This is a genomic window from Anaplasma marginale str. Florida, from assembly GCF_000020305.1.
Taxonomy (GTDB): domain Bacteria; phylum Pseudomonadota; class Alphaproteobacteria; order Rickettsiales; family Anaplasmataceae; genus Anaplasma; species Anaplasma marginale.
Map to the genome: position 1 here is coordinate 504,923 of NC_012026.1, position 21,205 is coordinate 526,127.

A 21,205-nucleotide genomic window follows, 5' to 3' on the forward strand; every position below is an offset into this window, starting at 1 on the left:
AAGCTCATGTTATACAGGGCACAGGGAACGCCCGTCGTAACTTTTGACTGATGCATGCTTGCAACAACAAGTTGATAGGCTTGAGACGTATAAACAAAATTGGAGTAACCCGAATGAAAAACACAGCCATTGCCGTTCTGCTAATACTAGCTTCCATGTTTTTACTCGTGCTATGCTGCATCGTAGGCGCTGTGTCTGCGATTGTTATGCCTATTTATTTCATGTGCAAACTGGCTTGCCATTTGTTTAAGTCATTTGTTGCACCGGTGGCTCAGCAGGGCATAACTACAGTTAAGGTACTAGCCGGCCTTCCTTACCCCAAGGAAGTTGTGTTTGAAATTGATCAGGATCTTCCCGAAGGCATCAAATTGAGTGATATAGCTGATGGTCAACGCAGTGAGTACAAAGGTGTCGATCTGCGAGATGTACTTCAGTATACGGTTTATGATCGGGAGACAAAGGTGCGCGTCTTTCAAGATAGCACCCCAACATGCCTGATATCCAGTTCTGGTCGGTATTTTTTCGGCTATGGAGACACCCTTTACTCTGTGCAATATCACCCAAATGCGCTGCCATCTTCCTCTCTCTTTCGTAGAATGCTTTTACCTTGTGGCAGGGTAGGCAAGAACGTGATTGTTTTGAAAACAAATTTTGCAGTAACTGGGCCGCGTACTAATGATGTAACTTTTGAATATGCTATGCTGCAAAATGGCATTACTAGGATGAAGCTTATTGCTCCCTCGGTATTGCTGAACAAAACTGCAGGCATGACCCCAACCCGTTTAGCGCTCTTATCCCCTTACGTGGTGTCAAATAATTGCGAATCTATATTCTTAAGGCGCTACATCGCACTGACTAGGGCTCGTGTAGGTGGGTCTGACGGAGAGTTTCCAGTTGCGGTGATGTGGGACATGCGCACAAATATGCAACAATTTATGCACATTCTTACATATGCGAGGGGTGCTTTGTCCCTGCAGGATGCGAGGTTTCTGCGTGATGGTGTCAGATTCATCCAATCTACCAGGAATGAGGTTATAAAATATGGCGCGGCCGCACGTGCCAAGCATGAGGCTGATGTATTGCTTCTATTGGGTCTATCGCAAAGTGACGATGCAATATTTAAGCCTATCACGGAGAAAGGGAAACTGTGGGTGATATCAGAATTTATATGCTCACAGCAATTTCAAAATGCCGTAATCTCGGCATCTATGGCTAGTGTGAAAGATAGTATAAGTAACGGCATGGTTTCTAGAGAGGATATTCTGGAAGGTGTTCCATACCTGTGCAAGCAAATTCCTGGCTTATTTGAAATTGTTTATGTGCTGGTAAAAGCCGCGGTATGCGGCACGTATGAGGAAGGTTGTTTAAACAATCTGGTGCTTCACAACATTAGAGGCACAATGCGTTTCATGGATAGAGTAATGCCAGATGTAGATGCAGGGCCTGAATCTGGGGGTGTGGACGGGGGAGTCATTAGGGATTTTAACGCACTCAAAGAAAAAGCCGTGCGGGCGTCTGAGCTCTCGCATGGCGGCAATGTTCGCAACATGTATACCATTGGGCAGCGCATATTGCGGAGCGAGCGCTGTTCCGACATAATCGCGTGTGTGGTAGCTCACAGGGTATCGTCTCTGTGGGATTCTGTTGGACAGTCGGTGCACGACCTGTGTGCGCACGCAACATCAGACGAGCTGATTACAGACTATTTACAAACTGACTCGGCGTTGCGTAACTACGCATTTAGACGCCGTGGTGCGGGATTAGAGCTCGCTGACAGGCAGGAGTGCGAGATATCCTCCGATGTCGGGATAAATGTGTGTAAACTTCCCATACTTGAATGCCCCACACCCGCGTCAGATACATCGCTTGATAATCCGGAAGTTGCTGCTGCAGTTGGACCAGAACCCATTATGGCGGCTACAACCTCGACCGGGGCAGTGGGCACATTGTGTACCAGTATTTAGGGATGTAACCTGGTGTGCGGTCAGATGATGAGCGTGCCGACACTTTCCGGAGTTTAGGGTTGTGTGTAACCGCGGCTTCCGCGCGCGTGGGAGTTTTTGCTGTTGCTGAGTGGGAGCGTTGGTCAAAACGTGAGATGACCGACCCGCCGCCAAAGCTATATATAAATTGAGTGGGACATTTTCGGTCAGAAGTTGCAGGCTGCAAAGTCAAGGTCTGTACCATAAAGACGTGCAGTGGCACGGAGCATTCGATATTATACACATTTTGGCATGTATAAAGTTCGGAATAGTGGAACCCCCGGTTTTTGTACACTGTATGGCAGTTGTTCGAGATGTACAGGTACTCCGATGAGGTATTGCCTGTGCAGCGGATACAGTCATAGCACACCGCTCGCATTTGCTGAGGTTGCTGTATGCGCACATTGCATGAAATCGGCCCTGGATGGGAAATTGTAAATGTACTTGTGGCTGCTGATGCGCATACCAGTTAGGTTATAAAGTAAAAAATATTGGAAAATTCCTAAAATTTAGATGCCATTGTGCTATAATACAACTAACTTGTAGTGAATGAATATTGTACTTAGTGTCAGTACAGTGTTTTCCATACATGATGCGCACCACCAGCGTTTAGTTGGAATAGTGCAAGTATTTGCTTCGTCATAGGCCAATGATTCAGCCCATATGGCCGGGATGAAAGTTGCTGCAATGAGCTTATTAAAAAGGTGCGTACAGACGGCACTGCTAACGAGATGATAGGCCAGATTGGCCCGTATAATAATGAAAGAATTGGGGTATATGCATGAAAAACATAGCCAAAACCGTTGCGTACACACTTGTCTTTGCGTCTCTACTTGCGCTGTGCTGTGCCGTGGTCGCAATAATACTGGTTTCATTACCAATTGTGGCCGCCTGCGTCATAGCCTGCTATTTCATGTACTCGCTGCTCATGCCAGCAATCCGGAGTGCTGCTGCCAAGATTAAAGAGAGTTGTTTCATACCTTATCGCCAGTTAATAGTGTTTGGAATTGATGAGGATAGCCCAAATGGCATCAAATTACGTGATATAGCCAACAGTACGTGCAGTGAGTATCAGGGTATCGACCTGCGAGGCGTACTCCAACATGCTACCCATGCTGAAAGTGCAGACGAGTATTTTTTTCCGGGAGATGAACTGGTATGCTTCGAGTCCTCTAGCCCTGAGAGGCTTTTTTATGGCTATAACGATACCCTTTACCCTGTGCGGTACCTGGGGTTTACGTATCCTGATTTGTTTCTGCATAGGGTGCGTTCGGTTTTACGCCGGGAAGAAAGCCGCGTGATTGTTATGAAGACAGGTTTTATTGTAGCTGGATCACGTGCTAGTGAAATAATTTCTAGGGGTGACTCACCAAGTAAAGGCATGCGCAGACTGAAGATGTTTGTTCCTGCCGTGGAGTCACGCGATACTAAGGATATGAACCCAACTCGTGTAGCGCTTCTCTCCAAAAGTGTCGTGCCATATGATTCCAAGTCTCTATTTTTGAGGCGCTATGTTGCATTGATCGTGTCTAGTATATCTAAAAACGGGGCGATCATCCCTGCGCTGTTGTGGGATATATATAAAAATGCTGAACAATTAGCATATGTTACTGCACACAAAGGCGGTGTTTTATCCGATCCGGACACGGAGTTTCTGGCCCGCATGGTGGGTTTTGCCCAGGATGCTGTGCGCACTCCACAATTCCGGTGCGGTCAAGACGAACGTTTGGCATGGGATGGGTGTGTATCATTGCTGCTGGGTTTGTCGCAAAGTGAGGGGGCAATGTTTGATCCTGTCACGAAACGGGGCAAGCTTTGGCTAGTGTCGGAGTTTATACGTTCAGATAAATTTCAAAGCGCTTTAACAGCATCAGCTCTTGCTAGTGTAGGGCACAGCCTAAATTCGGGTATAACCAGTAAGGATGACATTATGGCAAGGATGCCCTATTTGTGTAAGCAGATTCCCGGTTTATGTGAAGCTGCATATGCAATGGCAAAGATTGAGGTTGATGGTGTGTACGAGCAGGAATCCTTGAGCAATGTAGTATTGTACAATGCTCGCCGAGCAAACAGGGAGTTGAGTGTACTGCCCAGCGTTAGCAGGGAACGTGCGTTAGAGGATATGAATGGTGCAGGAGCAATGGAGCGCTTTGAATCATCTGTCAATAGAGCTCTATCTTTACTGCTTACCAGCGTACGGGATGGTACTACCGATATTGACCGTACTTCAATACGTGATCTAGCGCGTAACGTGTTAAGCAACAGTCATAGTTCTGACATCATTGCTACGCTGACAATCTGCAATATACAAAGGTTAGGCGCGGACATCACACTGTTGTTGGGTGCTGCCTCTACCGACATGATGGCAGGTGGTATGATAGCAGAATATATACTAGAAGAAGCGCGGTACGACTGTAAAATTGCCAGCGGTGCCGTGTTAAAACTTGCCAACAGGCAAGAGTGCGAGATATTTTTCGATGCTGAAACACGCATATATCCAGGAGATGTACTTTGTGAGCGTGCCAGATTAACATCAGGAACTTTGCTACAAAACCCTTTAGTCGTTGCAGCAGGAGAATCAAGGGCTACGGAGCCGGTGCGCGAAGCCTGCTAGTTATATGAGCTAAGTCAAGGTTTTAGTGCATGTAGCGAGTTGTGGATCAGTGCATTACTGGGAGCAAGCTGCATGGTGATGAGTGTACTTCAAGGAGATCAAGCTCTGGACATCATTCTCCTTATGACAGAACCTTATGTTTTGGTTGTACGTGAATGAATTATGACATACGTCGCGCGCTATGGTTGATAATACATCAGTGCCTGCGACAGGGGACGTGGATGTTCGCGGGTCTAGTAGTTCCCGTTTTGGAACCTACAGGGTGGGACGTGCCTCTGGAAGCTGTCATGCTGACAATAACGCAGTGCTCCCAAGAGTTGCTGTAGTGCGCCATGCGCTGGTTATAATATTGGTTGCTGTACAGCTAGTTTGTGTGGTGCTGGTAACTTATGATCTAGTAAAAAAGGGCCATCTATCGGTCTGGAGTGCGGCCCTCATGGCTGCATGTAGCATCATGTGGGGGGTAGTACTACTTAGATTGGCATACTTATTTTTGCGGCGGAGGGCCAACGTTGCAATGGTGCTTAACGCGCAGCTCCCGACGGACCCTCTCATCAGTGTGCCTGCATCTACTGCAACCGCGGGACGTGAGATCGGAAGCCGAACTGACCGCTTATCTGAAGTGCAAAATAATCTGCACGGAGTACAGGCGGTTTCTGATATTCAGCCTGCTGGTCACGTAATTTTGACCGCAAGCTACTTGGGAAGGGCCGAAGACCATCTTTCGGCTTCTGTTGGACCTGGAGTGAGTGCATCCCGCGTTGTGTTTCACTCAGGTGGGCGGGGAGAAATCTTATGTGTTATAGGGCGTGAAGTTTTTAAGGTTCGCTCGTGGGCTATCGGACGTGTAAACCCCATGGTGCCGGGGTGCGTCCAAATTATTTTGCGTCCGATATTTCCCCAAGATATGAGTATTGCAAGACATGCAATGTATTTTAAACGTAATGGAGCAGCCGGGGCCGAGCCGATGCATTTATTGAAGGTAAGAGTTACAACGGAAAGTTTACTGTCGATTATGTTTGAATCTGGCATTTACACCGATTGTGTAGGAAGTTCAGAATCCCTGAGACACTACGTGGAGTTTTACTCACGCCTATTGCTGCGTTGCTTGCCTGGAAGCTCCGGAGACAGTGCGGTGGGAGGTGAAGTGGCGCACTGGGGCAGAGAAGATGCTTTGAGGTGCGCTGGACGGGGCTTATTGCAGATGGTCGGCAGCCATGCCGGGATTAGGCGGTTTGTGTGCGATATTATTACCCATAGGAGGGCATTTGAGCGGCTTGTAAGTTTCGGGTCTATTACAAGGCTAGAAAAGGCATTTATAGGTTCCTGCCTAAACTCCACTGCAGAGTGTGATGTAGCCGCCTTAGGCGGAAATGGGGCAGATACCTCTCGCGAATTCGTATCTGCGCTTTATGCGATAACGTGCACATACGAGCAATTCTTCAAAAATTTAGATGATACTCACCGTACACGATTGATAATCTCGAAGTTTCTTGCTGACAAAGACTTTAGGACGGTAATGGTAGCAAGAACTATAAATGCGGTACACAATGCAATTTACAGCATCAAGAGGAGAAAGGCGCAGATAACGCTTGATGCAATACTCAGCCATGGATGCATAGAAGAGTCCCTACCGTACTTGTGCAGGTGGATGCCAGCATTGTTTGAAAGCGTCAGCGCAGTTTTGCTCATTAACTCATATGGGCTGACGCACATGCAAGATCTTGATGCATCAATTGTCAGATGGTTAGCTGTCATTCCTGGGTTTGAGGTAATAAATACGAATGGTGTAGTAGAGGTATTAGCCAAGTCTACGGAGCGGGGTAGGGGGATTACTCCGGATTCAGAAGTGGATACACGCTTTTTAACGGCAATTGAGATCATAAGTAAGACAGCAGAATTTAATGCTTATGTCCCGAGCGCCGCCCAAGCATTATACACTGGTACCGAAGATAGTAACATGACGAGACCCATGAAAACACTGCAAACCCCGCTTGCAAGGCTGAATCCAGAAGGCTTGAGAGCAATAGTAGCTTTTGCAGTTGCCTGTGAAATTGCAGATTTGCTTCCTGATGGCCAAAAATGCTCCCTCAATGCTTTGCGCGAGATCATTGGACCGGAAATAAGTTCTAGAGCGATGTTGAGAATACTAGAAAATGCCGGGCAGAAACAATGCGGCTTTTTTACATCATTAATATCGGATGTTGTGTACGTACGCTACCCATCTCTGGACAGAGAGCTAGTCGGCGTGCGATTTCCCGCGGTTGAGGAGACCTCTTCCATTGATGTGACAACAGAAACCAGTGTTGAAACTCCGTACAGGCCGCCACTTCAGAATCTATGACGGTATCCGTGGCTGGTTAAGTGTACAATGCCACCCTTGCTGTCATACACTCTAATGCCCGGCTGCGCAACTATTGCGCCCACTTTAGTAACCTTTACTTTAAGATCTGCCGCTATGCGCATTATTTGTGCGTGGTTTTCTGCTACAGCGGTGAAAGCAAGTTCATAGTCATCCCCTCCGCTGCAAATGCGCTCTATAAGTTCTGGATTGCGCCTTAGTACGTCTTGTGCCGCATCGGACATTGGAATCTGGTTTAAGTGTATGCTCGCACCCACGTTTGATAACCTACATATGTGCCCTATATCTTGAACTAGCCCGTCTGAAATGTCTATGCATGCTGAGGCAATGCTACATATTCTACTACCCAATGCAATTCTGGGCTCTGGCAAATCATACTTGTGCTTTAAAGCGTGGCACTCTCCATCGATCAAGCCTTGGTACGCCATTAATCCCAAAGTAGCATCTCCTATGTTGCCGCTTACATACAGAAAATCTCCAACTTTTGCCTGCGACCTCGTCATACTTTGCATACCGGGAACCCCCATGGCTGTAATGCTTATAGTAATGGTACCCGTGTTGTTAGACGTCGTATCGCCGCCGATTAAGTTAACATTATAGTTTTTATTATCTTCCCTCAGGCCATTGCTGAATTGCTCCCACCATTCCTCGGTTACTCCCTGTGGTAATGACATACCAAGCATGTACCCGTAGGGCTGGGCCCCCATCGCTGCAAGATCGGAGAGATTCACCCTCAACGCCTTTTTTGCTAATAGAGTCGGAGCACTATGGTGGAGGAAGTGAGTTCCCTCCACTAGAATATCTTGTGTAACGATAAAAGACCCGTTGGGGGAGGAAATTTTTCCTGCATCGTCATTCTCAGTGCTAAATCCGCTGCGCATCAGGGGGCGTATGTATTTCTCTATACACGCAAATTCATCCATGCTTGGCGTTTCAGTAGTAATCGGGCGGGTTTGCGGGCCAGCGGGCGAGCGTTGCATATTGTTTGAAACTTTGGGTTTTTCCACCTCTACGTCCATTTTCCATATATTATCAGTGCTTTACCTGATGACGCAAACATACTGCTTCTTGCTGTTGCACTATACTTAATTAAAATTGTTATAGCTTTCGCTTCTTAGTCAAGAAACAAGGTTGTTTTCTTGGAAAATACACTGAATAATGTACGAGACTCTGTTTCGGTCGGCTGTGGTGTCTTTGTGTGTGTATGAACTCTGTGCAGCAATTTTTGAAAGGGCAGGTGCATTTTTGAGATGTGCGGGTCTTGCAATTGCAGATTTCCGCAGACATGATGGGCTCGTGTATTCTGGGTATTTGGCGTTCATTTTCCTTCTCGCTACCTTTCCCTTTTTGGTATTTTTTACCGCTATGACCTCCACAGCACTAAATGTGCTGGACAAGCACGAAGATTTCCTGCAGGGGCTAGTCACTTCGCTGCTTAGCGAACTGCCGCATGAGACCATTGCTGCGCTTTTGCCTAGAATAAACGAGATATTATCTGGGCCTCCGCAGAGTTTGTTGACTGTGGCTGTAGTGGGTATTGTTTGGACTGCCTCCTCAGCCATAGAAGGCATGCGTACAGTGTTGAACAAGGCATTTAGGGTTTCAGCTCCGCCACCATATATTCTTGGTAGAATGCTGAGTATCTTGCAGTTTTTGGTAATAGTTTTGGTGATGATGTTCAGTGTGTTATTCATAGTCTTTGTGCCAATAGTTCTCGATGTGCTTGATCAAAAATGGGGCTACCTGGGCTATATAAAATACACATTGAGTGAAGTGATACTGTGCCTTTCCGTCGCGCTTTTGTATTTTATGGTTCCGAATACGAGGCAGCGTATAGGGGTTATACTGCCGGGGGCAGTTGTGGTGACAATATTATGGACCGCATCTTCGTTTACCTTCTCTTGGTACTTATCAAACTTTCGGGTGCTACACACAATGTACGGCAACCTTTCCGGCATTATTGCGTCCATGCTCTTTTTCTACATTCTTAGCATATTTTTTATATACGGGGCGGAGTTGAGTTACCGGCTGTCTAAGCAATTTTGATGCACTGTAGGGAAGGTGGCCACCATGCGGGCGGCATACCGTTGAGGTTGTGGAGCGGAGCTCGGGATCTCTGCGCGCATAATTTGCTAAAATGCCTTTTCAGATGTTACGTAGATCGTTAGAATACCGGATCTACGACGGTGTCTGGTTGCAGAGTCTGGAGTAGGGGGCTTTCGGCTGCGTGGTGGGTTGCATGTACAATTTTGAAAATCTGTGGTTGCCATATAGCGGCGTGCTATCACCGATCGATGCTGTGAAGGTCGTGTCCGGCAGTGGGTGCTACCTTGAATTAGAAAATGGTAGAAAGCTTCTGGACGGCATATCCAGCTGGTGGAGCGTCTGCCATGGGTATTCCCACCCCCACATAGTTGCAAAAATGCGCGAACAGGTAGAGAAGCTTTCCCATGTGATGCTTTGTTCTGGCCTGGTACACGAAGGGGCGTGCGAGTTGGCTTCAAGGCTTGTGGGGCTGGCGCCACCTGGGCTACAGAAGGTTTTCTTTTCTGACTCTGGGTCTATGGCTGTGGAAGTTGCGATGAAAATTGCAGTGCAGTATTGGCACATTGTTGGTAGGCCACAAAAAACCGGCTTTGTTGCGTTCAAAAATGCATACCACGGCGACAGCATGGGGTGCATGTCGGTTTCGGACCCTATGGCTATACATGGCCCGTGGTTTTCTGGCTATTACCCAGCGCAACACCTGTTTGATTTGCCGGTAGACGAGCGAGATTTCGAGTTGCTGAGGCGTAAGATAGAGCAAATTGCCCATGAAGCTGCCGCGATCATAGTGGAGCCGATTCTCCAAGCTGCTGGGGGGATGCGTCTTTATCCCCCTGAAGTGCTAGCGTCGCTGCTTAAACTCGCAAGGGAAGCCAATATTCTCTTTATTGTTGATGAAGTTGCAACTGGCTTTGGTAGAATTGGCACCATGTTTGCGTGTGAGCAGGCACAAATTTCTCCTGATATTATGGTGCTGGGCAAGGCCATGACTGGCGGCATGTGCCCGTTGTCGGCAACGTTAGTGTCTTCAGAAATTTGCGGGCCATTTAAGTTGTGTGGTGAAAGGCTGATGCATGGCAACACTTTTGCAGCAAATCCCTTGGCGTGCGCTGCCGCGAACGCTTCGCTTGACCTATTTGAGGACGGGTCACTAATGCGTAGGGTGCAGGTTATTGAAGAGCGCATGAGCCGCGGGTTGGAGCCACTTAAGGGCTTGAAGTACGTTCACAATATTAGGGTAAAGGGGGCTGTTGCCGCCATGGAGATAGCTGCGGGCAATTTTGATCATCTGCAGGAAAACTTCTTACGCAAGCTCATAGATTGTGAAATCTGGATAAGGCCAATTGGAAATACAGTGTACCTAATGCCCCCATTGATAATTTCTGACGCAGAGTTAGAGCATCTACTCACCGCGGTGTGTACTTTGGTGCACTCTTGTAGAGAGCGTCTAGAGCTGGTGGTCTAATATGCAACGTGTTGCAACCGCGGGTGGGCTGTGCCATTAAGAGACGGTGTGAAATAAGACGTAAATTCCATGCCTTGGTGCATCAAGGTACACTGGTGCGCGTGGGCCCGCACACGCGGGGGAGTTACACACGCACGGTTGTACATGCGCCCCGTACCGTGTCTCCGTTAGCTCGGATTGCCGTTTTATAAGCGCCGTGTCCATGCCAATGCTTACGGATAATTACTGTTGATATTTTGTGGGAAATGGAGAATAATCCTCCGATTCCCGGTTGGAGAGGTGGCCGAGAGGCTGAAGGCGGCGGTTTGCTAAACCGTTATACAAGTAACATTGTATCGAGGGTTCGAATCCCTCTCTCTCCGCCAGAGGTGTTGCTTAGTTTTGGCTTCCTGCGCTAAGCGGCAGGGGCGGGTGGATGTCTGCTTGTAGATTGCCGGTTGGGGGATATGTACCTTCTTACGAAAAGGCGTGGGTGCAGAAATATAAGATCTGCGGTCGAGAGTTTTGTTCTACAAAAGTGCGAAGCGTGGCGGCTGAGCAGAACGGAAATCCGAATCATGCTCAACTGGAGAGATATAGTTGGGGCGCGAATTGCGGAACTTGCACGGCCCGACAAGGTGGTTTTTTCTAAGGATAACTCTGGGATATTGTACTTGAGTGTTACTCACGGGGGGCACGCGATGTTCATTCAATACGCAATACCCGGCATTATTGAGAAAATTTCCGTGTATTTTGGGTTTAAGGCTATATCATCAATCAAAATTCGGCAATAGTAGACCATTTAGTTGGTGATTGCTTGTGAGTGGTGGCTGAGCGGCCGGCGATGTTTATTGGTGATAGCACCTAGATGCCGCGCAACTGCGCGTTTTTTGTCGGGTGTGGTTGCCATGCGGTGCAAGCCGTTGATTTCACACTTCACAGGTGCCTGCCGTGATTACCCCGTAGAGAACTGATATTGCCGTGACTGCAGGAAGTTTGATACTGCACAAAGTTGCTCCACAGAAAGGTTTTCCGCCCTCACGGACGGCGGTATCCTACACTCTGCAAGCAACGCATCGAATTCTTGGTGCGGCAGCCCCAGCGCGTTGCGCACGGTCTTTCTCTTGCAGCCGAATGCTTTTTTTAGCATCTTGAGCATGTATGAGTAGTCTACAGGAAATCTTAAATTGCCCAGGGGTGTGATGTTGACTACAGATGAGCAGACCTTTGGGGGAGGGGAAAAGGCGCCGGGCTGCAGGTCTTTTACTTTCTCTACGTCGCACAGCAGTTGTACCAGCACGGATAGTATTGAGTAACTCTTAGTGCCGGGTTTGGCCACCAATCTCTCTGCCACCTCCTTTTGGAACATTAGGGTTAACTTCTCAAAATTATGTATGTATTTTAACATCCTGAGGAGTAGAATCACAGATATGTTATACGGCAAGTTGGCTATCATCTTGCTTGGCGCTGAGATCATCGTCTCCAAGTTTATTTCCAAAACATCGTGCTCTATATACCTATAGTTTGGATATTTCTGCATCAGACCTTTATGCATAGGCGATAGTCTGCGATCTTTTTCAATTGCCAGTAGACTTGCGACTTTGCTCCTTAAAATTATCTCAGTCATGGTCCCAAATCCAGGGCCAACCTCTATTATGTTATACCCTTCTATACTTCCAGCGTAGGAGACTATCTTCTCCGCCATAGAAGGATCCAAAATGAAGTTCTGTCCGAGCGATTTATATGCTTTATGCCTGATGGTGCGCATTGTACAATTGCTTAAGAATCGCCAATAGCATAGCCGAAAATTAACCTTTTGACTTTTATCTTAACATGTATATCATTCTGTCACTAGCTGTTGCGGCTTGGTTCCTCGCGTCGCTGGCCGGCTTAGCTTTAATTGGTAGAGCACCTGACTTGTAATCAGGGGGTTGTCGGTTCGAGTCCGGCAGCCGGCTCTCTTGTACTGAGTGTGGAGCTTATGTCCTTTCTTGTCGTAGCTAACTGGAAGATGAATGGGGATACCGCTCTGGTGAGGGATTTTCTTGCTGCGATTGACACCAGCTTTGCATCGGACCTTCTCAACAAAGGCCCGCTTGAATTGGTCATATGCCCTCCGTTTACTTTGATGTCAGCGTTCGACTCTAGGTGTCCATCGGTAAGGCTTGGGGCGCAGAACTGCTTTTCTGGGGTTAGTAAAGGCTGTACTGGTGAGATAAGTGCTGCAATGTTAAAAGAGTGTGGCTGTGACTATGTCATCCTTGGGCACTCTGATAGGCGTGGTACATTTGCTGAAGAAAATTCAGACATCAGACTAAAGGCTGAATCCGCTATAGAAGAGGGGATTACACCTATAATATGCGTTGGTGAGACACTGCAGGAAAGGAATAGTGGCATCTCTAGTGATATACTAGTCGAGCAATGCAGCAAATGTTGCCCGAAGTACGGGGAATTTATAATTGCATACGAACCGGTTTGGGCCATAGGAGGCTCAACTATTCCTGATTTAGAGATAATAAGAGAATCTTTTGATACAATCAGGTCCCATGGTTCTGCGCGTACCATACTTTACGGCGGGTCTGTAAACCAGGGCAACATACGCGCTCTAAAGTCACAAATTGATGGCCTATCTGGAGTGCTGGTTGGAAGTGCAGGAACGAAAGTAGATGAGTTTTGCGGAATTATAAGCAATGTGTTGGAATTATAGGTTTTTTATGCTCCGAGCGGTCGTTGCCGGGTTCATCACGATTTGTAGTTGCTCATTTTTATTGTTTGGTAGACCGGCAGTTTCTGCCTCCCAAAAAAGCTTTCTGCTCGTTGGGACGGGGTCTATGACCAACATATATTATTCCGTAGGTGGTGGAGTATGTAAGTTTGTTGTGCTTGGTCATGGTGAGGCGGGTGGATCGGAGCAGCTAATTTGCTCTACTTCCACAACCGCTGGTAGTGTTTATAATTTGAACTCCATGCGCAGGGGTGCTATGGACATCGGCATGGCCCAATCTGATGTAGGATACCACGCGTATACGGGTAATGGTGTGTATTCAGGCATCCCTCCTATGGATAATTTGAGATTGCTTGCCTCTATGCATAAAGAATACCTCACCATAGTTGTCAGGAAGGATTCTGGTATTAAGTCCATAGACGATATAAAGGGCAAGAAAATGAATGTGGGTGCTCCTGGCACTGGGGTCAGGACGGCTATTCTAAATCTATTTGAAACCAAAGGGTGGACGATAAAAGACCTTCTTGTAGCTTCTGACCTAAAATCTTCAGAGCAGATTCAAGCGTTGTGTGACGGAAAAGTGGATGTAATAGCAGATTTTGTAGGGCACCCGAATGCTGGAATGCAAGAAGCCTCTGCTACTTGTGACGCTGTTGCACTTTCGCTGGATGATGCTCTGATGGCAGAGTTCGTGGAGAAATACCCGTACTATACCGCTGGTTTGATACCCGGCAATACATATAAAAACAATCCTCAAGACGTTAAAACAATATCGGTGCGTGCTTCAATGTACGCTACAACTGCGCTATCAGACGAGATGGCATATGCGGTGGTGAAATCCGTTGCGTCTCATATTGACAGATTTCGTGAGCTTAGCGGTGCTCTGCGGAAACTTGTACTCAGAGATCTGGTAACCAGTGGTAGTGCGGTTCCGCTGCACGACGGCGCAGCACGCTTTTACAGAGAAGTAGGCATGTTGAAATAGCTCCGCACGATGTCCGGTGTGGGGTGCATTTTGGGGATAGAGACCAGTTGTGATGAGACAGCAGTTGCAGTCTTAGATCAGCGCAGTGTACTGTCACATGAAGTATTATCCCAGAAGGAGCATTCATCTTTTGGTGGTGTAGTACCGGAGATTGCAGCAAGGGCCCATTCTGATTTTCTGCATGTTCTGGTCTCCAAGGCTATGGGTGGTGCCCATATAGGGTTTGATGACCTAAGCGCGATTGCAGTAACATCTGGCCCTGGATTGGTGGGTTCACTTATAGTTGGTGTAATGCTTGCCAAGGCAATTGCATATGTGGCACATAAACCCATCATTGCTGTGAATCACCTTGAGGCTCATGCACTAGTGGCACGTATGATTTATGCTGACCTTGAATTTCCATTCCTAGTGTTGATCATATCTGGGGGGCACTGCCAATTCTTGATCGCACATGATGTCGGTAGGTATACAAAACTTGGTGAATCGGTTGACGACTCGCTGGGGGAGAGCTTTGATAAAGTGGCCAGAATGCTTGGCCTAGGGTATCCAGGTGGGCCTGAGGTGGAAAGTTGTGCTCTCAAGGGGGATGCGCACAGGTTTCCGTTTCCTAGGGCCCTGAAAAGCAGGCCGGGGTGCAACTTTTCGTTTTCTGGGCTCAAAACCGCGGTGCGCTATACCATCGCCAAGGAGGGAAAGTTAGACAACCAGGCTTTATATGACATTTGTGCGTCATTCCAGCAATGCGTTGGTGAAATTTTGGTGAGTAGAATTGCGAATGCGATGGCGGCGGCGAAATCTGCCGATAGTAGCATCAGTAAAATGGTTGTAAGTGGAGGCGTAGCCGCCAACAATTTTTTGCGCGGCAGCATACGCAAATGTGCCAATGAACTCGGATTTGATGCAATATTCCCTCCCCAAGAGCTGTGCACGGATAACGGTATTATGGTCGGATGGGCCGGGCTCGAAAACCTACGCAAGGGCAATTTCTCGTCCTTAGAGCTCATTCCCAGGGCTCGCTGGCCCCTCTGCCCGTAGCTCCTTGCAGCGCTTGAGACTCTTATTAGTCACAACCACGGTCTTCGCGATCATATCGTGCCATGCTCTCTTGCGTGCGTCAAAATTTGACCACACAATCCCAAGCCCTAATGGTATGCCAGATAATGCGGTGCTAAAGAACCTCTTCGTTGCCTGTCCCAGGCTCATAGCCTCTAGCGTATTCTCATCTATTACTCGAAGTCCTACTAATAACTTGCCTGCAGTGCCGGAAAAATTTATCCACATGTACACGTTATAGACAAACACTATAACTAGTTGTACAACTTGCAGCGCAACCGCTTTGTATATCTGCTTGTTCCTCAGAACTCTCTCGTCCTTGGTCAAGGAAGCACCCATTCTGTGCTTTTCCATCGCTTTGAAGGCATTCTCACTTTTTGGAAAGGTGAGAAAAAAAACTGCGTGCACCAACTGCAGCATAAACACTATAATGGCGAGGTCTACCATGGTGCTTATACACCTTCTTGCGCCTGAAACGTAACGCAGCTCACCGTCTTTTGGTGCCGTGGCCCGCCCAAAGGGAAAAAGTAGCTTATCTGAAACCCAAGAAAAAACCTTCTGTAAACGCTGCATTGCAAACTCCCTGGACAAGTCAGTTGGTCTATTATAAAACCGTGAGTACTTTTTTCATCGGGAATTTTTGTGGTCGTTCGGTTGAGTATAGCTGGGTTATCGGTTTATACGCAAATAGGGGTGTATGACTGGGAAAAGGCGCTGAAACAGAAGGTTCTAGTGAATGTGCGCCTCTCGTACCCCGCGAAGTCCAACACAATATGTTACTCACTACTGAAAAAGCGGGTGATAGCGGCATTGGAAGTGCATGGGCGTGAGTTGCTGGAGGACGTGGCCAAGGATCTCGTCGGCTGCATAGTGAAGGAGCACCCCGTTGTTGACGAATGTATAGTAGAGTTATCTAAGCCAGCAGCTTCATTTATGAAAGATAGCGGGACCTCTGTTGCGGTTATTTGGAGAACAGGAGATCCGCTTGGCACTTGACAAATCCTAGCAATTTGTTAGAGTGCGGCAAGTTCAGCATTTGCTTTTTTTATGCGTAGTTCCCGGTCTGCAAAAGTGTCGCTCGTTGGTGCTGGTAACATTGGAGGGGCGCTGGCGCATATGCTTGGTGCATCACAGGTGGTGAAGGAGTTGGTACTTGTTGATGTTGCGGGAGGGATGACGGAAGGTAAGGTTCTCGATGTAGGGCAGGCATTGGCCTTATTAGGTTCTGATGTTTATATCACAGGTGGCTCAGATTACGCTGCGATAGAGCACTCTGACGCCGTGGTAGTGACTGCTGGGATTCCCAGGAAAGAGGGGATGAGCCGTGAGGATTTGCTGAACACAAATGCTGCAGTTGTGCGGAATATTGCCGAGAATATTGCCAAGTATTCTCCCGGAGCCCTTGTGATTGTTGTCACCAATCCGCTAGATGCTATGGTGTGGTGCATGTACAAATACTCCGGTCTGCCGGCGAATAGGGTAGTAGGCATGGCTGGGGTCTTGGATTCCGCCCGCTTTTCCTTTTTCTTAGCTCGGCATATGAACGTTTCGGTGAGCAGCGTCTCGGCGATGGTTCTAGGCGGGCACGGGGATCTTATGTTACCGCTGCTTAGGTATTCCACCGTGGGCGGAGTGCCGGTTGAGAGCTTAATAGAAAGCGGTCGTTTGAATCGGGGCGATATTGCTGCAATCGTGGAGAGAACCCGCAAGGGTGGAGAGGAGATTGTCAAACTGCTGAAAACTGGTTCCGCGTACTGTGCACCCGCGGCTTCGTGTGCACACATGCTTGAGTCTTACGTTCGAGATAAGCGCTCGATCATGCCGTGTTCTGCGTATCTAGATGGCCAATATGGGGTGCGCGATCTGTTTGTTGGTGTACCGGTGATTATAGGTGAGAAAGGAGTGGAAGAGGTCGTCGAGTTTCCCTTGACCGCGGAGGAGCAGGCCGTATTCGACCAGTCCGTGGAGCTCATACGTGGTTCTGTTAGCGCGATATCTTGAGGGCTTGCGGTGCGTAACTGGCTGAGTCTATCATACTGCAGCCTATGCTGAGCAAGCAATTGTAAGCAGCTGTTTTCCCTACCAAATAATGACCCTTTGAGTGCCTTTGCCATATCACATGCAGAGAGCCCATTATTATTTTTATGATGTAGGGCTGCTCCATGGGAGACCAAAGTTTCTAAGATTTTGATATGCCCATCAGTAATATTTCCCCGGTTTTGCACCAAGTGGATGAGCAGGCTCTGCAATGGGGTATTCCCATCTTTATCCAGCTGGTTTATATTACTCCCAGTCTGCATTGCAGCGATGAAAGCACTATGATCTCCAGAAGTGGCTGCTATATGCAGCGAGCAAATAATTCACATCCACATCATCACTTGTCACACACCAATCGTTCTGCAACACTCTGTACTTCATACCACTAATATTCTGCACGATAACCCCTCTAGCGCGCAGCATGGAACACACCTCACTTGGTCTGACAAACTTATTCCAGCTGTGTGTTCCCCTAGGCACCCATCGCAAAACATATTCTGCAGCTACTATCGCCAATATCATAGACTTTAACGTTCTATTCATCGTAGAAAGAAACAGCATGCCTCCCCTTTTGAGTAATCTGCAGGCATTTTCCAGACAAGATTCTAGATCTGTGACGTGTTCAACAACTTCCATCAGCGTGACTACATCGTAAACTTCTGGATGATTCGCACAGAATTGATCCAGATGTGCGCAATGGTGGTTGCAGTTAACAAGATAGACAGAAGCGACGCAAATGTTGATAAGATTACCAATGATCTACTGCAACATGGCGTGGTGCCGGAGAAGCTTGGGGGAGACGTCATGATTGTCCCCGTCTCTGCGAAGACGGGAGAGAATTTAGACAAGCTGAAGTCCAGTATATTACTGTTGGCTGAGATGTTAGAGTTGAGAGCCCCAGTTGAGGGTAGGGCACAAGGCGTGGTAATAGAATCAAAAATAGAAAGGAATTGCGGCGTTGTCGCTACTGTAATAGTGCAAAGGGGTACGCTGCGCAAGGGAAACGTAGTAGTAGCCGGAGACGGTTCATACGGGAAAGTGCGCAACATGTTTGATGACAGTGATAATAGTGTCGAAGAAGCATTACCCTCAATGCCCGTTAGAGTTTTAGGGCTTGATAAAGTACCTAAAGCGGGTGACGTCTTTCTGGTAATGCCTTCTGAAAAACACGCCAGAGATTTACTTGAGCATAGGGCAGGGATTAACCTCTCCCGTGGACGCGACTCTGGTAGGAATGACAGCGTTTTCACAGGACCGCTGTTCTCTATGGACAGGCCCGAAGGGGTCAACATGATACTAAAGGCCGATGTAGCTGGGTCCTTGGAGGCTATTCTCGCTCAGTAGCGCAAATCGAGCACGAAGAAGCGCGCACCAAACAGACGGGCAGGGGACCCAGAACGTTCCCTGCTACTTCACCGCTGCAGAATAAGCGTCCCTAATACTGACAAATATGCTCTCATACAGGTCTATCTGGTTCAAGAACTTCTCGACCCGCTCCTTCATGTACCGAAACTGTACCTCAGGAATCGCGCTAGACTTAAAGGCGCTGACTATATCACCCCTAAGAGCCTCCGCGTACTCCCTAGTGGCACTCAAATGGTTCAGCGTGGATTCTATTATTGCACCGGGATCTTCGCTCGTCTCAGGCATCTATATATACTACAGGTATAACATCACAGGCGGTAATACACTTTAAAAGTTTAGTTGTAAAGAAAAATATGGCGAAAAGAAGGGGTAGGGAGAGACATTCTCATAATTATTTTGACTTTATTGGATATATGAGTGAGACTACCAACCGAGGGTCGCCTTCTGTATTATTGATTCTCAGTCTGAGCGCGTGCTGTGTTGGTGGTAGATAGGGTTTTCGTTGCTTCGGATCATGCGGGTGTGCAGCTCCGGCTTCTTCTCGGTGCATACCTGGGGGATCTTGGGTGTGAAGTTGCTGACTGTGGCTGCGATGTCGGTGATGATGCTGCGGATTATCCTGACTGCGTGCCGGGCGTGGTTGATTGCGTGTCTGACACAAGCTTTGGGGTGCTGATTTGTGGCACAGGGATAGGGATGAGTATCGCAGCAAACAGGAATAAGTGGATCAGGGCCGCGCTGTGCCATGATCCGACGTTCGCTAGGCTTGCTAGAGAGCATAATGACGCGAACGTCTTGTGCTTTGGTGCCAGATACGTAGAGCCTGATGTGGCTAAGTCTGTGCTATACACATTTCTCACTACCAGGTTCTTGGGTGGGAGGCACGCGGCCAGAGTGAAAAAGTTGGGTAGTGGCTAGCTGCCGAGCGCCGTGATCTAGCCGTGGTCTATAGGTTGGTATGCTTGCCTCTGTGACGCAAATAGAACTCCTGGCTGTTCTGGTCTCAGCGCATGTGCTGTAGTGTTGACGATGCGGAAATCCGCAGATTTTCTAGTTTGGCCTCTGAATGGTGGGATGGGGATGGCTTTGCTGTCTTGCACAAAGTGAACCCTGTAAGGGTAAAATACGTACTTTCACAGTTGGATAGCAGCTCCTCCAAACGTTCCTTACTAGACATAGGATGTGGCGGAGGTATATTTGCGGAGTCCATGGTGAGGCTAGGTTTTTCCGTCACCGGAGTAGATCCCAGTCAAGCAAGCATAGAAGCTGCTTCAACGCACGCACGTGTAGCTGGATTGGATATCCATTACCATTGCGCACATCTGGACCAATTCTGTGCGAATCATCCAGAAGTTTACGATGTAGTCACGCTGATGGAAGTTGTTGAACACGTCACAGATCTAGAATCTTGTCTGGAAAACGCCTGCAGATTACTCAAAAGGGGAGGCATGCTGTTTCTTTCTACGCTGAATAGAACGTTAAAGTCTATGATATTGGCAATAGTAGCTGCAGAATATGTTTTGCGATGGGTGCCTAGGGGAACACACAGCTGGAATAAGTTTGTCAGACCAAGTGAGGTGTGTTCCATGCTGCGCGCTAGAGGGGTTATCGTGCAGAATATTAGTGGTATGAAGTACAGAGTGTTGCAGAACGATTGGTGTGTGACAAGTGATGATGTGGATGTGAATTATTTGCTCGCTGCAAAAAAGCTCTGAAGTTTGCATCTATTTTTTGCGATGCTGCTCAGACATACTGTATCACCTGTTTCTACTGCGAATGTTGCGGCGGCGTGTAATTATGGAGTAGGGGAGACCTCTATAAGCTCTCCCCCAGCGAGTCGTCAACCGATTCACCAAGTTTTGTATACCTACCGACATCATGTGCGATCAAGAATTGGCAGTGCCCCCCAGATATGATCAACACTAGGAATGGAAATTCAAGGTCAGCATAAATCATACGTGCCACTAGTGCATGAGCCTCAAGGTGATTCACAGCAATGATGGGTTTATGTGCCACATATGCAATTGCCTTGGCAAGCATTACACCAACTATAAGTGAACCCACCAATCCAGGGCCAGATGTTACTGCAATCGCGCTTAGGTCATCAAACCCTATATGGGCACCACCCATAGCCTTGGAGACCAGAACATGCAGAAAATCAGAATGGGCCCTTGCTGCAATCTCCGGTACTACACCACCAAAAGATGAATGCTCCTTCTGGGATAATACTTCATGTGACAGTACACTGCGCTGATCTAAGACTGCAACTGCTGTCTCATCACAACTGGTCTCTATCCCCAAAATGCACCCCACACCGGACATCGTGCGGAGCTATTTCAACATGCCTACTTCTCTGTAAAAGCGTGCTGCGCCGTCGTGCAGCGGAACCGCACTACCACTGGTTACCAGATCTCTGAGTACAAGTTTCCGCAGAGCACCGCTAAGCTCACGAAATCTGTCAATATGAGACGCAACGGATTTCACCACCGCATATGCCATCTCGTCTGATAGCGCAGTTGTAGCGTACATTATCCCCAACCCACACAGACATTGTAGTCTGGGCTGGAACGATAGTTATGGTGTGTTGTTGTG

19 protein-coding genes, 2 tRNA genes and 3 pseudogenes are annotated in these 21,205 nt (G+C 47.8%); 16 read left to right on the forward strand and 8 right to left on the reverse strand.

Annotated features, from left to right (window positions below; genetic code table 11):
- Positions 1 to 242 precede the first annotated feature (242 nt).
- From AMF_RS07105 to AMF_RS07115, 3 genes are all read left to right on the forward strand, one after another.
- The gene (locus AMF_RS07105) at positions 243 to 1,964 is read left to right on the forward strand and encodes a hypothetical protein (RefSeq protein WP_241759993.1); all 1,722 of its coding nucleotides are present in this window, start codon (positions 243 to 245) and stop codon (positions 1,962 to 1,964) included.
- Positions 1,965 to 2,763: 799 nt separating this feature from the next.
- Positions 2,764 to 4,596 carry a hypothetical protein gene (locus tag AMF_RS07110; protein WP_010267520.1) on the forward strand — a complete coding sequence of 611 codons (1,833 nt, stop codon included), beginning with the start codon at positions 2,764 to 2,766 and terminating at the stop codon, positions 4,594 to 4,596.
- A 181-nt stretch (positions 4,597 to 4,777) separates the two neighbouring features.
- On the forward strand, positions 4,778 to 6,940 hold the full coding sequence (locus AMF_RS07115; protein ID WP_010269903.1) for a hypothetical protein: 2,163 nt from the start codon (positions 4,778 to 4,780) through the stop codon (positions 6,938 to 6,940).
- On the opposite strand, the gene thiL is transcribed toward AMF_RS07115, so the two are convergent.
- A complete protein-coding gene (gene thiL, locus AMF_RS07120) occupies positions 6,928 to 7,977 on the reverse strand; it encodes a thiamine-phosphate kinase (protein ID WP_010269906.1) in 1,050 nt (349 codons plus the stop codon). The two genes, AMF_RS07115 and thiL, sit on opposite strands and share 13 nt — an antisense overlap.
- Before the next feature lie 139 nt (positions 7,978 to 8,116).
- Between thiL and AMF_RS07125 the strand changes: the two genes are divergently transcribed.
- The 4 genes from AMF_RS07125 (at position 8,117) to AMF_RS07140 (ending at position 11,242) form a co-directional block, all read left to right on the forward strand.
- Positions 8,117 to 9,004, forward strand: a complete 888-nt coding sequence (locus AMF_RS07125; RefSeq protein ID WP_011114332.1) for a YihY/virulence factor BrkB family protein — start codon at positions 8,117 to 8,119, stop codon at positions 9,002 to 9,004.
- A gap of 181 nt (positions 9,005 to 9,185) precedes the next feature.
- Positions 9,186 to 10,469 carry an adenosylmethionine--8-amino-7-oxononanoate transaminase gene (bioA, locus tag AMF_RS07130; RefSeq protein WP_012658938.1) on the forward strand — a complete coding sequence of 428 codons (1,284 nt, stop codon included), beginning with the start codon at positions 9,186 to 9,188 and terminating at the stop codon, positions 10,467 to 10,469.
- A gap of 273 nt (positions 10,470 to 10,742) precedes the next feature.
- Positions 10,743 to 10,834: transfer RNA gene (locus AMF_RS07135), tRNA-Ser, on the forward strand.
- 81 nt (positions 10,835 to 10,915) lie between these two features.
- Positions 10,916 to 11,242 (forward strand): DUF721 domain-containing protein, encoded by a 327-nt coding sequence (locus AMF_RS07140; protein WP_010264343.1) that lies wholly within the window; start codon positions 10,916 to 10,918, stop codon positions 11,240 to 11,242.
- 161 nt (positions 11,243 to 11,403) lie between these two features.
- Here the strand turns inward: AMF_RS07140 and rsmA are convergent, their stop codons facing one another.
- Positions 11,404 to 12,216, reverse strand: coding sequence for a 16S rRNA (adenine(1518)-N(6)/adenine(1519)-N(6))-dimethyltransferase RsmA (gene rsmA / locus AMF_RS07145; RefSeq protein ID WP_010267525.1), 813 nt, complete (start codon positions 12,214 to 12,216; stop codon positions 11,404 to 11,406).
- 116 nt (positions 12,217 to 12,332) lie between these two features.
- Here rsmA and AMF_RS07150 point away from each other — a divergent pair.
- The 4 genes from AMF_RS07150 (at position 12,333) to tsaD (ending at position 15,193) form a co-directional block, all read left to right on the forward strand.
- Positions 12,333 to 12,406 (forward strand) — tRNA-Thr (locus AMF_RS07150).
- A gap of 23 nt (positions 12,407 to 12,429) precedes the next feature.
- A complete protein-coding gene (locus AMF_RS07155) occupies positions 12,430 to 13,155 on the forward strand; it encodes a triosephosphate isomerase (protein WP_010267526.1) in 726 nt (241 codons plus the stop codon).
- A gap of 7 nt (positions 13,156 to 13,162) precedes the next feature.
- Positions 13,163 to 14,158 (forward strand): TAXI family TRAP transporter solute-binding subunit, encoded by a 996-nt coding sequence (locus AMF_RS07160; RefSeq protein ID WP_010264345.1) that lies wholly within the window; start codon positions 13,163 to 13,165, stop codon positions 14,156 to 14,158.
- A 9-nt stretch (positions 14,159 to 14,167) separates the two neighbouring features.
- Positions 14,168 to 15,193 carry a tRNA (adenosine(37)-N6)-threonylcarbamoyltransferase complex transferase subunit TsaD gene (tsaD, locus tag AMF_RS07165; RefSeq protein ID WP_012658940.1) on the forward strand — a complete coding sequence of 342 codons (1,026 nt, stop codon included), beginning with the start codon at positions 14,168 to 14,170 and terminating at the stop codon, positions 15,191 to 15,193.
- Here the strand turns inward: tsaD and AMF_RS07170 are convergent.
- Entirely contained in the window at positions 15,152 to 15,784 is a 633-nt protein-coding gene (locus tag AMF_RS07170) for an RDD family protein (RefSeq protein ID WP_010264366.1), read from the reverse strand. The two genes, tsaD and AMF_RS07170, sit on opposite strands and share 42 nt — an antisense overlap.
- 69 nt (positions 15,785 to 15,853) lie before the next feature.
- Here AMF_RS07170 and AMF_RS07175 point away from each other — a divergent pair, with 69 nt between their 5' ends.
- On the forward strand, positions 15,854 to 16,207 hold the full coding sequence (locus AMF_RS07175) for a dihydroneopterin aldolase (protein WP_010264370.1): 354 nt from the start codon (positions 15,854 to 15,856) through the stop codon (positions 16,205 to 16,207).
- A 51-nt stretch (positions 16,208 to 16,258) separates the two neighbouring features.
- Positions 16,259 to 17,212 (forward strand): malate dehydrogenase, encoded by a 954-nt coding sequence (gene mdh / locus AMF_RS07180; RefSeq protein ID WP_012658941.1) that lies wholly within the window; start codon positions 16,259 to 16,261, stop codon positions 17,210 to 17,212.
- A 17-nt stretch (positions 17,213 to 17,229) separates the two neighbouring features.
- On the opposite strand, the pseudogene AMF_RS10660 reads toward mdh, so the two are convergent.
- Together AMF_RS10660 and ubiG (AMF_RS07190) are read right to left on the reverse strand one after the other, a co-directional pair.
- Positions 17,230 to 17,559: pseudogene (locus tag AMF_RS10660) on the reverse strand (hypothetical protein); the annotation flags it as partial.
- Entirely contained in the window at positions 17,528 to 18,007 is a 480-nt protein-coding gene (ubiG, locus tag AMF_RS07190) for a bifunctional 2-polyprenyl-6-hydroxyphenol methylase/3-demethylubiquinol 3-O-methyltransferase UbiG (RefSeq protein ID WP_338022826.1), read from the reverse strand. The pseudogene AMF_RS10660 and the gene ubiG (AMF_RS07190), both read right to left, overlap by 32 nt.
- Here ubiG (AMF_RS07190) and AMF_RS07195 point away from each other — a divergent pair.
- Positions 17,942 to 18,434, forward strand: a pseudogene (locus AMF_RS07195) (translation initiation factor IF-2); the annotation flags it as partial. The gene ubiG (AMF_RS07190) and the pseudogene AMF_RS07195 sit on opposite strands and share 66 nt — an antisense overlap.
- Before the next feature lie 221 nt (positions 18,435 to 18,655).
- Here AMF_RS07195 and AMF_RS07200 read toward each other — a convergent pair.
- Positions 18,656 to 18,898: a hypothetical protein gene (locus AMF_RS07200; protein ID WP_010267564.1), complete on the reverse strand. Its 243-nt coding sequence runs from the start codon at positions 18,896 to 18,898 to the stop codon at positions 18,656 to 18,658.
- 192 nt (positions 18,899 to 19,090) lie between these two features.
- On the opposite strand from AMF_RS07200, the gene AMF_RS07205 reads away from it, so the two are divergent.
- Both AMF_RS07205 and ubiG (AMF_RS07210) read left to right on the forward strand, forming a co-directional pair.
- Positions 19,091 to 19,531 (forward strand): RpiB/LacA/LacB family sugar-phosphate isomerase, encoded by a 441-nt coding sequence (locus tag AMF_RS07205; protein ID WP_012658943.1) that lies wholly within the window; start codon positions 19,091 to 19,093, stop codon positions 19,529 to 19,531.
- Between the two features lie 92 nt (positions 19,532 to 19,623).
- A complete protein-coding gene (gene ubiG / locus AMF_RS07210; protein WP_010267566.1) occupies positions 19,624 to 20,328 on the forward strand; it encodes a bifunctional 2-polyprenyl-6-hydroxyphenol methylase/3-demethylubiquinol 3-O-methyltransferase UbiG in 705 nt (234 codons plus the stop codon).
- A 109-nt stretch (positions 20,329 to 20,437) separates the two neighbouring features.
- Here ubiG (AMF_RS07210) and AMF_RS07215 read toward each other — a convergent pair.
- Together AMF_RS07215 and AMF_RS07220 are read right to left on the reverse strand one after the other, a co-directional pair.
- A pseudogene (locus AMF_RS07215) lies at positions 20,438 to 20,935 on the reverse strand (tRNA (adenosine(37)-N6)-threonylcarbamoyltransferase complex transferase subunit TsaD); the annotation flags it as partial.
- A gap of 9 nt (positions 20,936 to 20,944) precedes the next feature.
- A complete protein-coding gene (locus tag AMF_RS07220) occupies positions 20,945 to 21,142 on the reverse strand; it encodes a TAXI family TRAP transporter solute-binding subunit (protein ID WP_010264417.1) in 198 nt (65 codons plus the stop codon).
- Positions 21,143 to 21,205 lie beyond the last annotated feature (63 nt).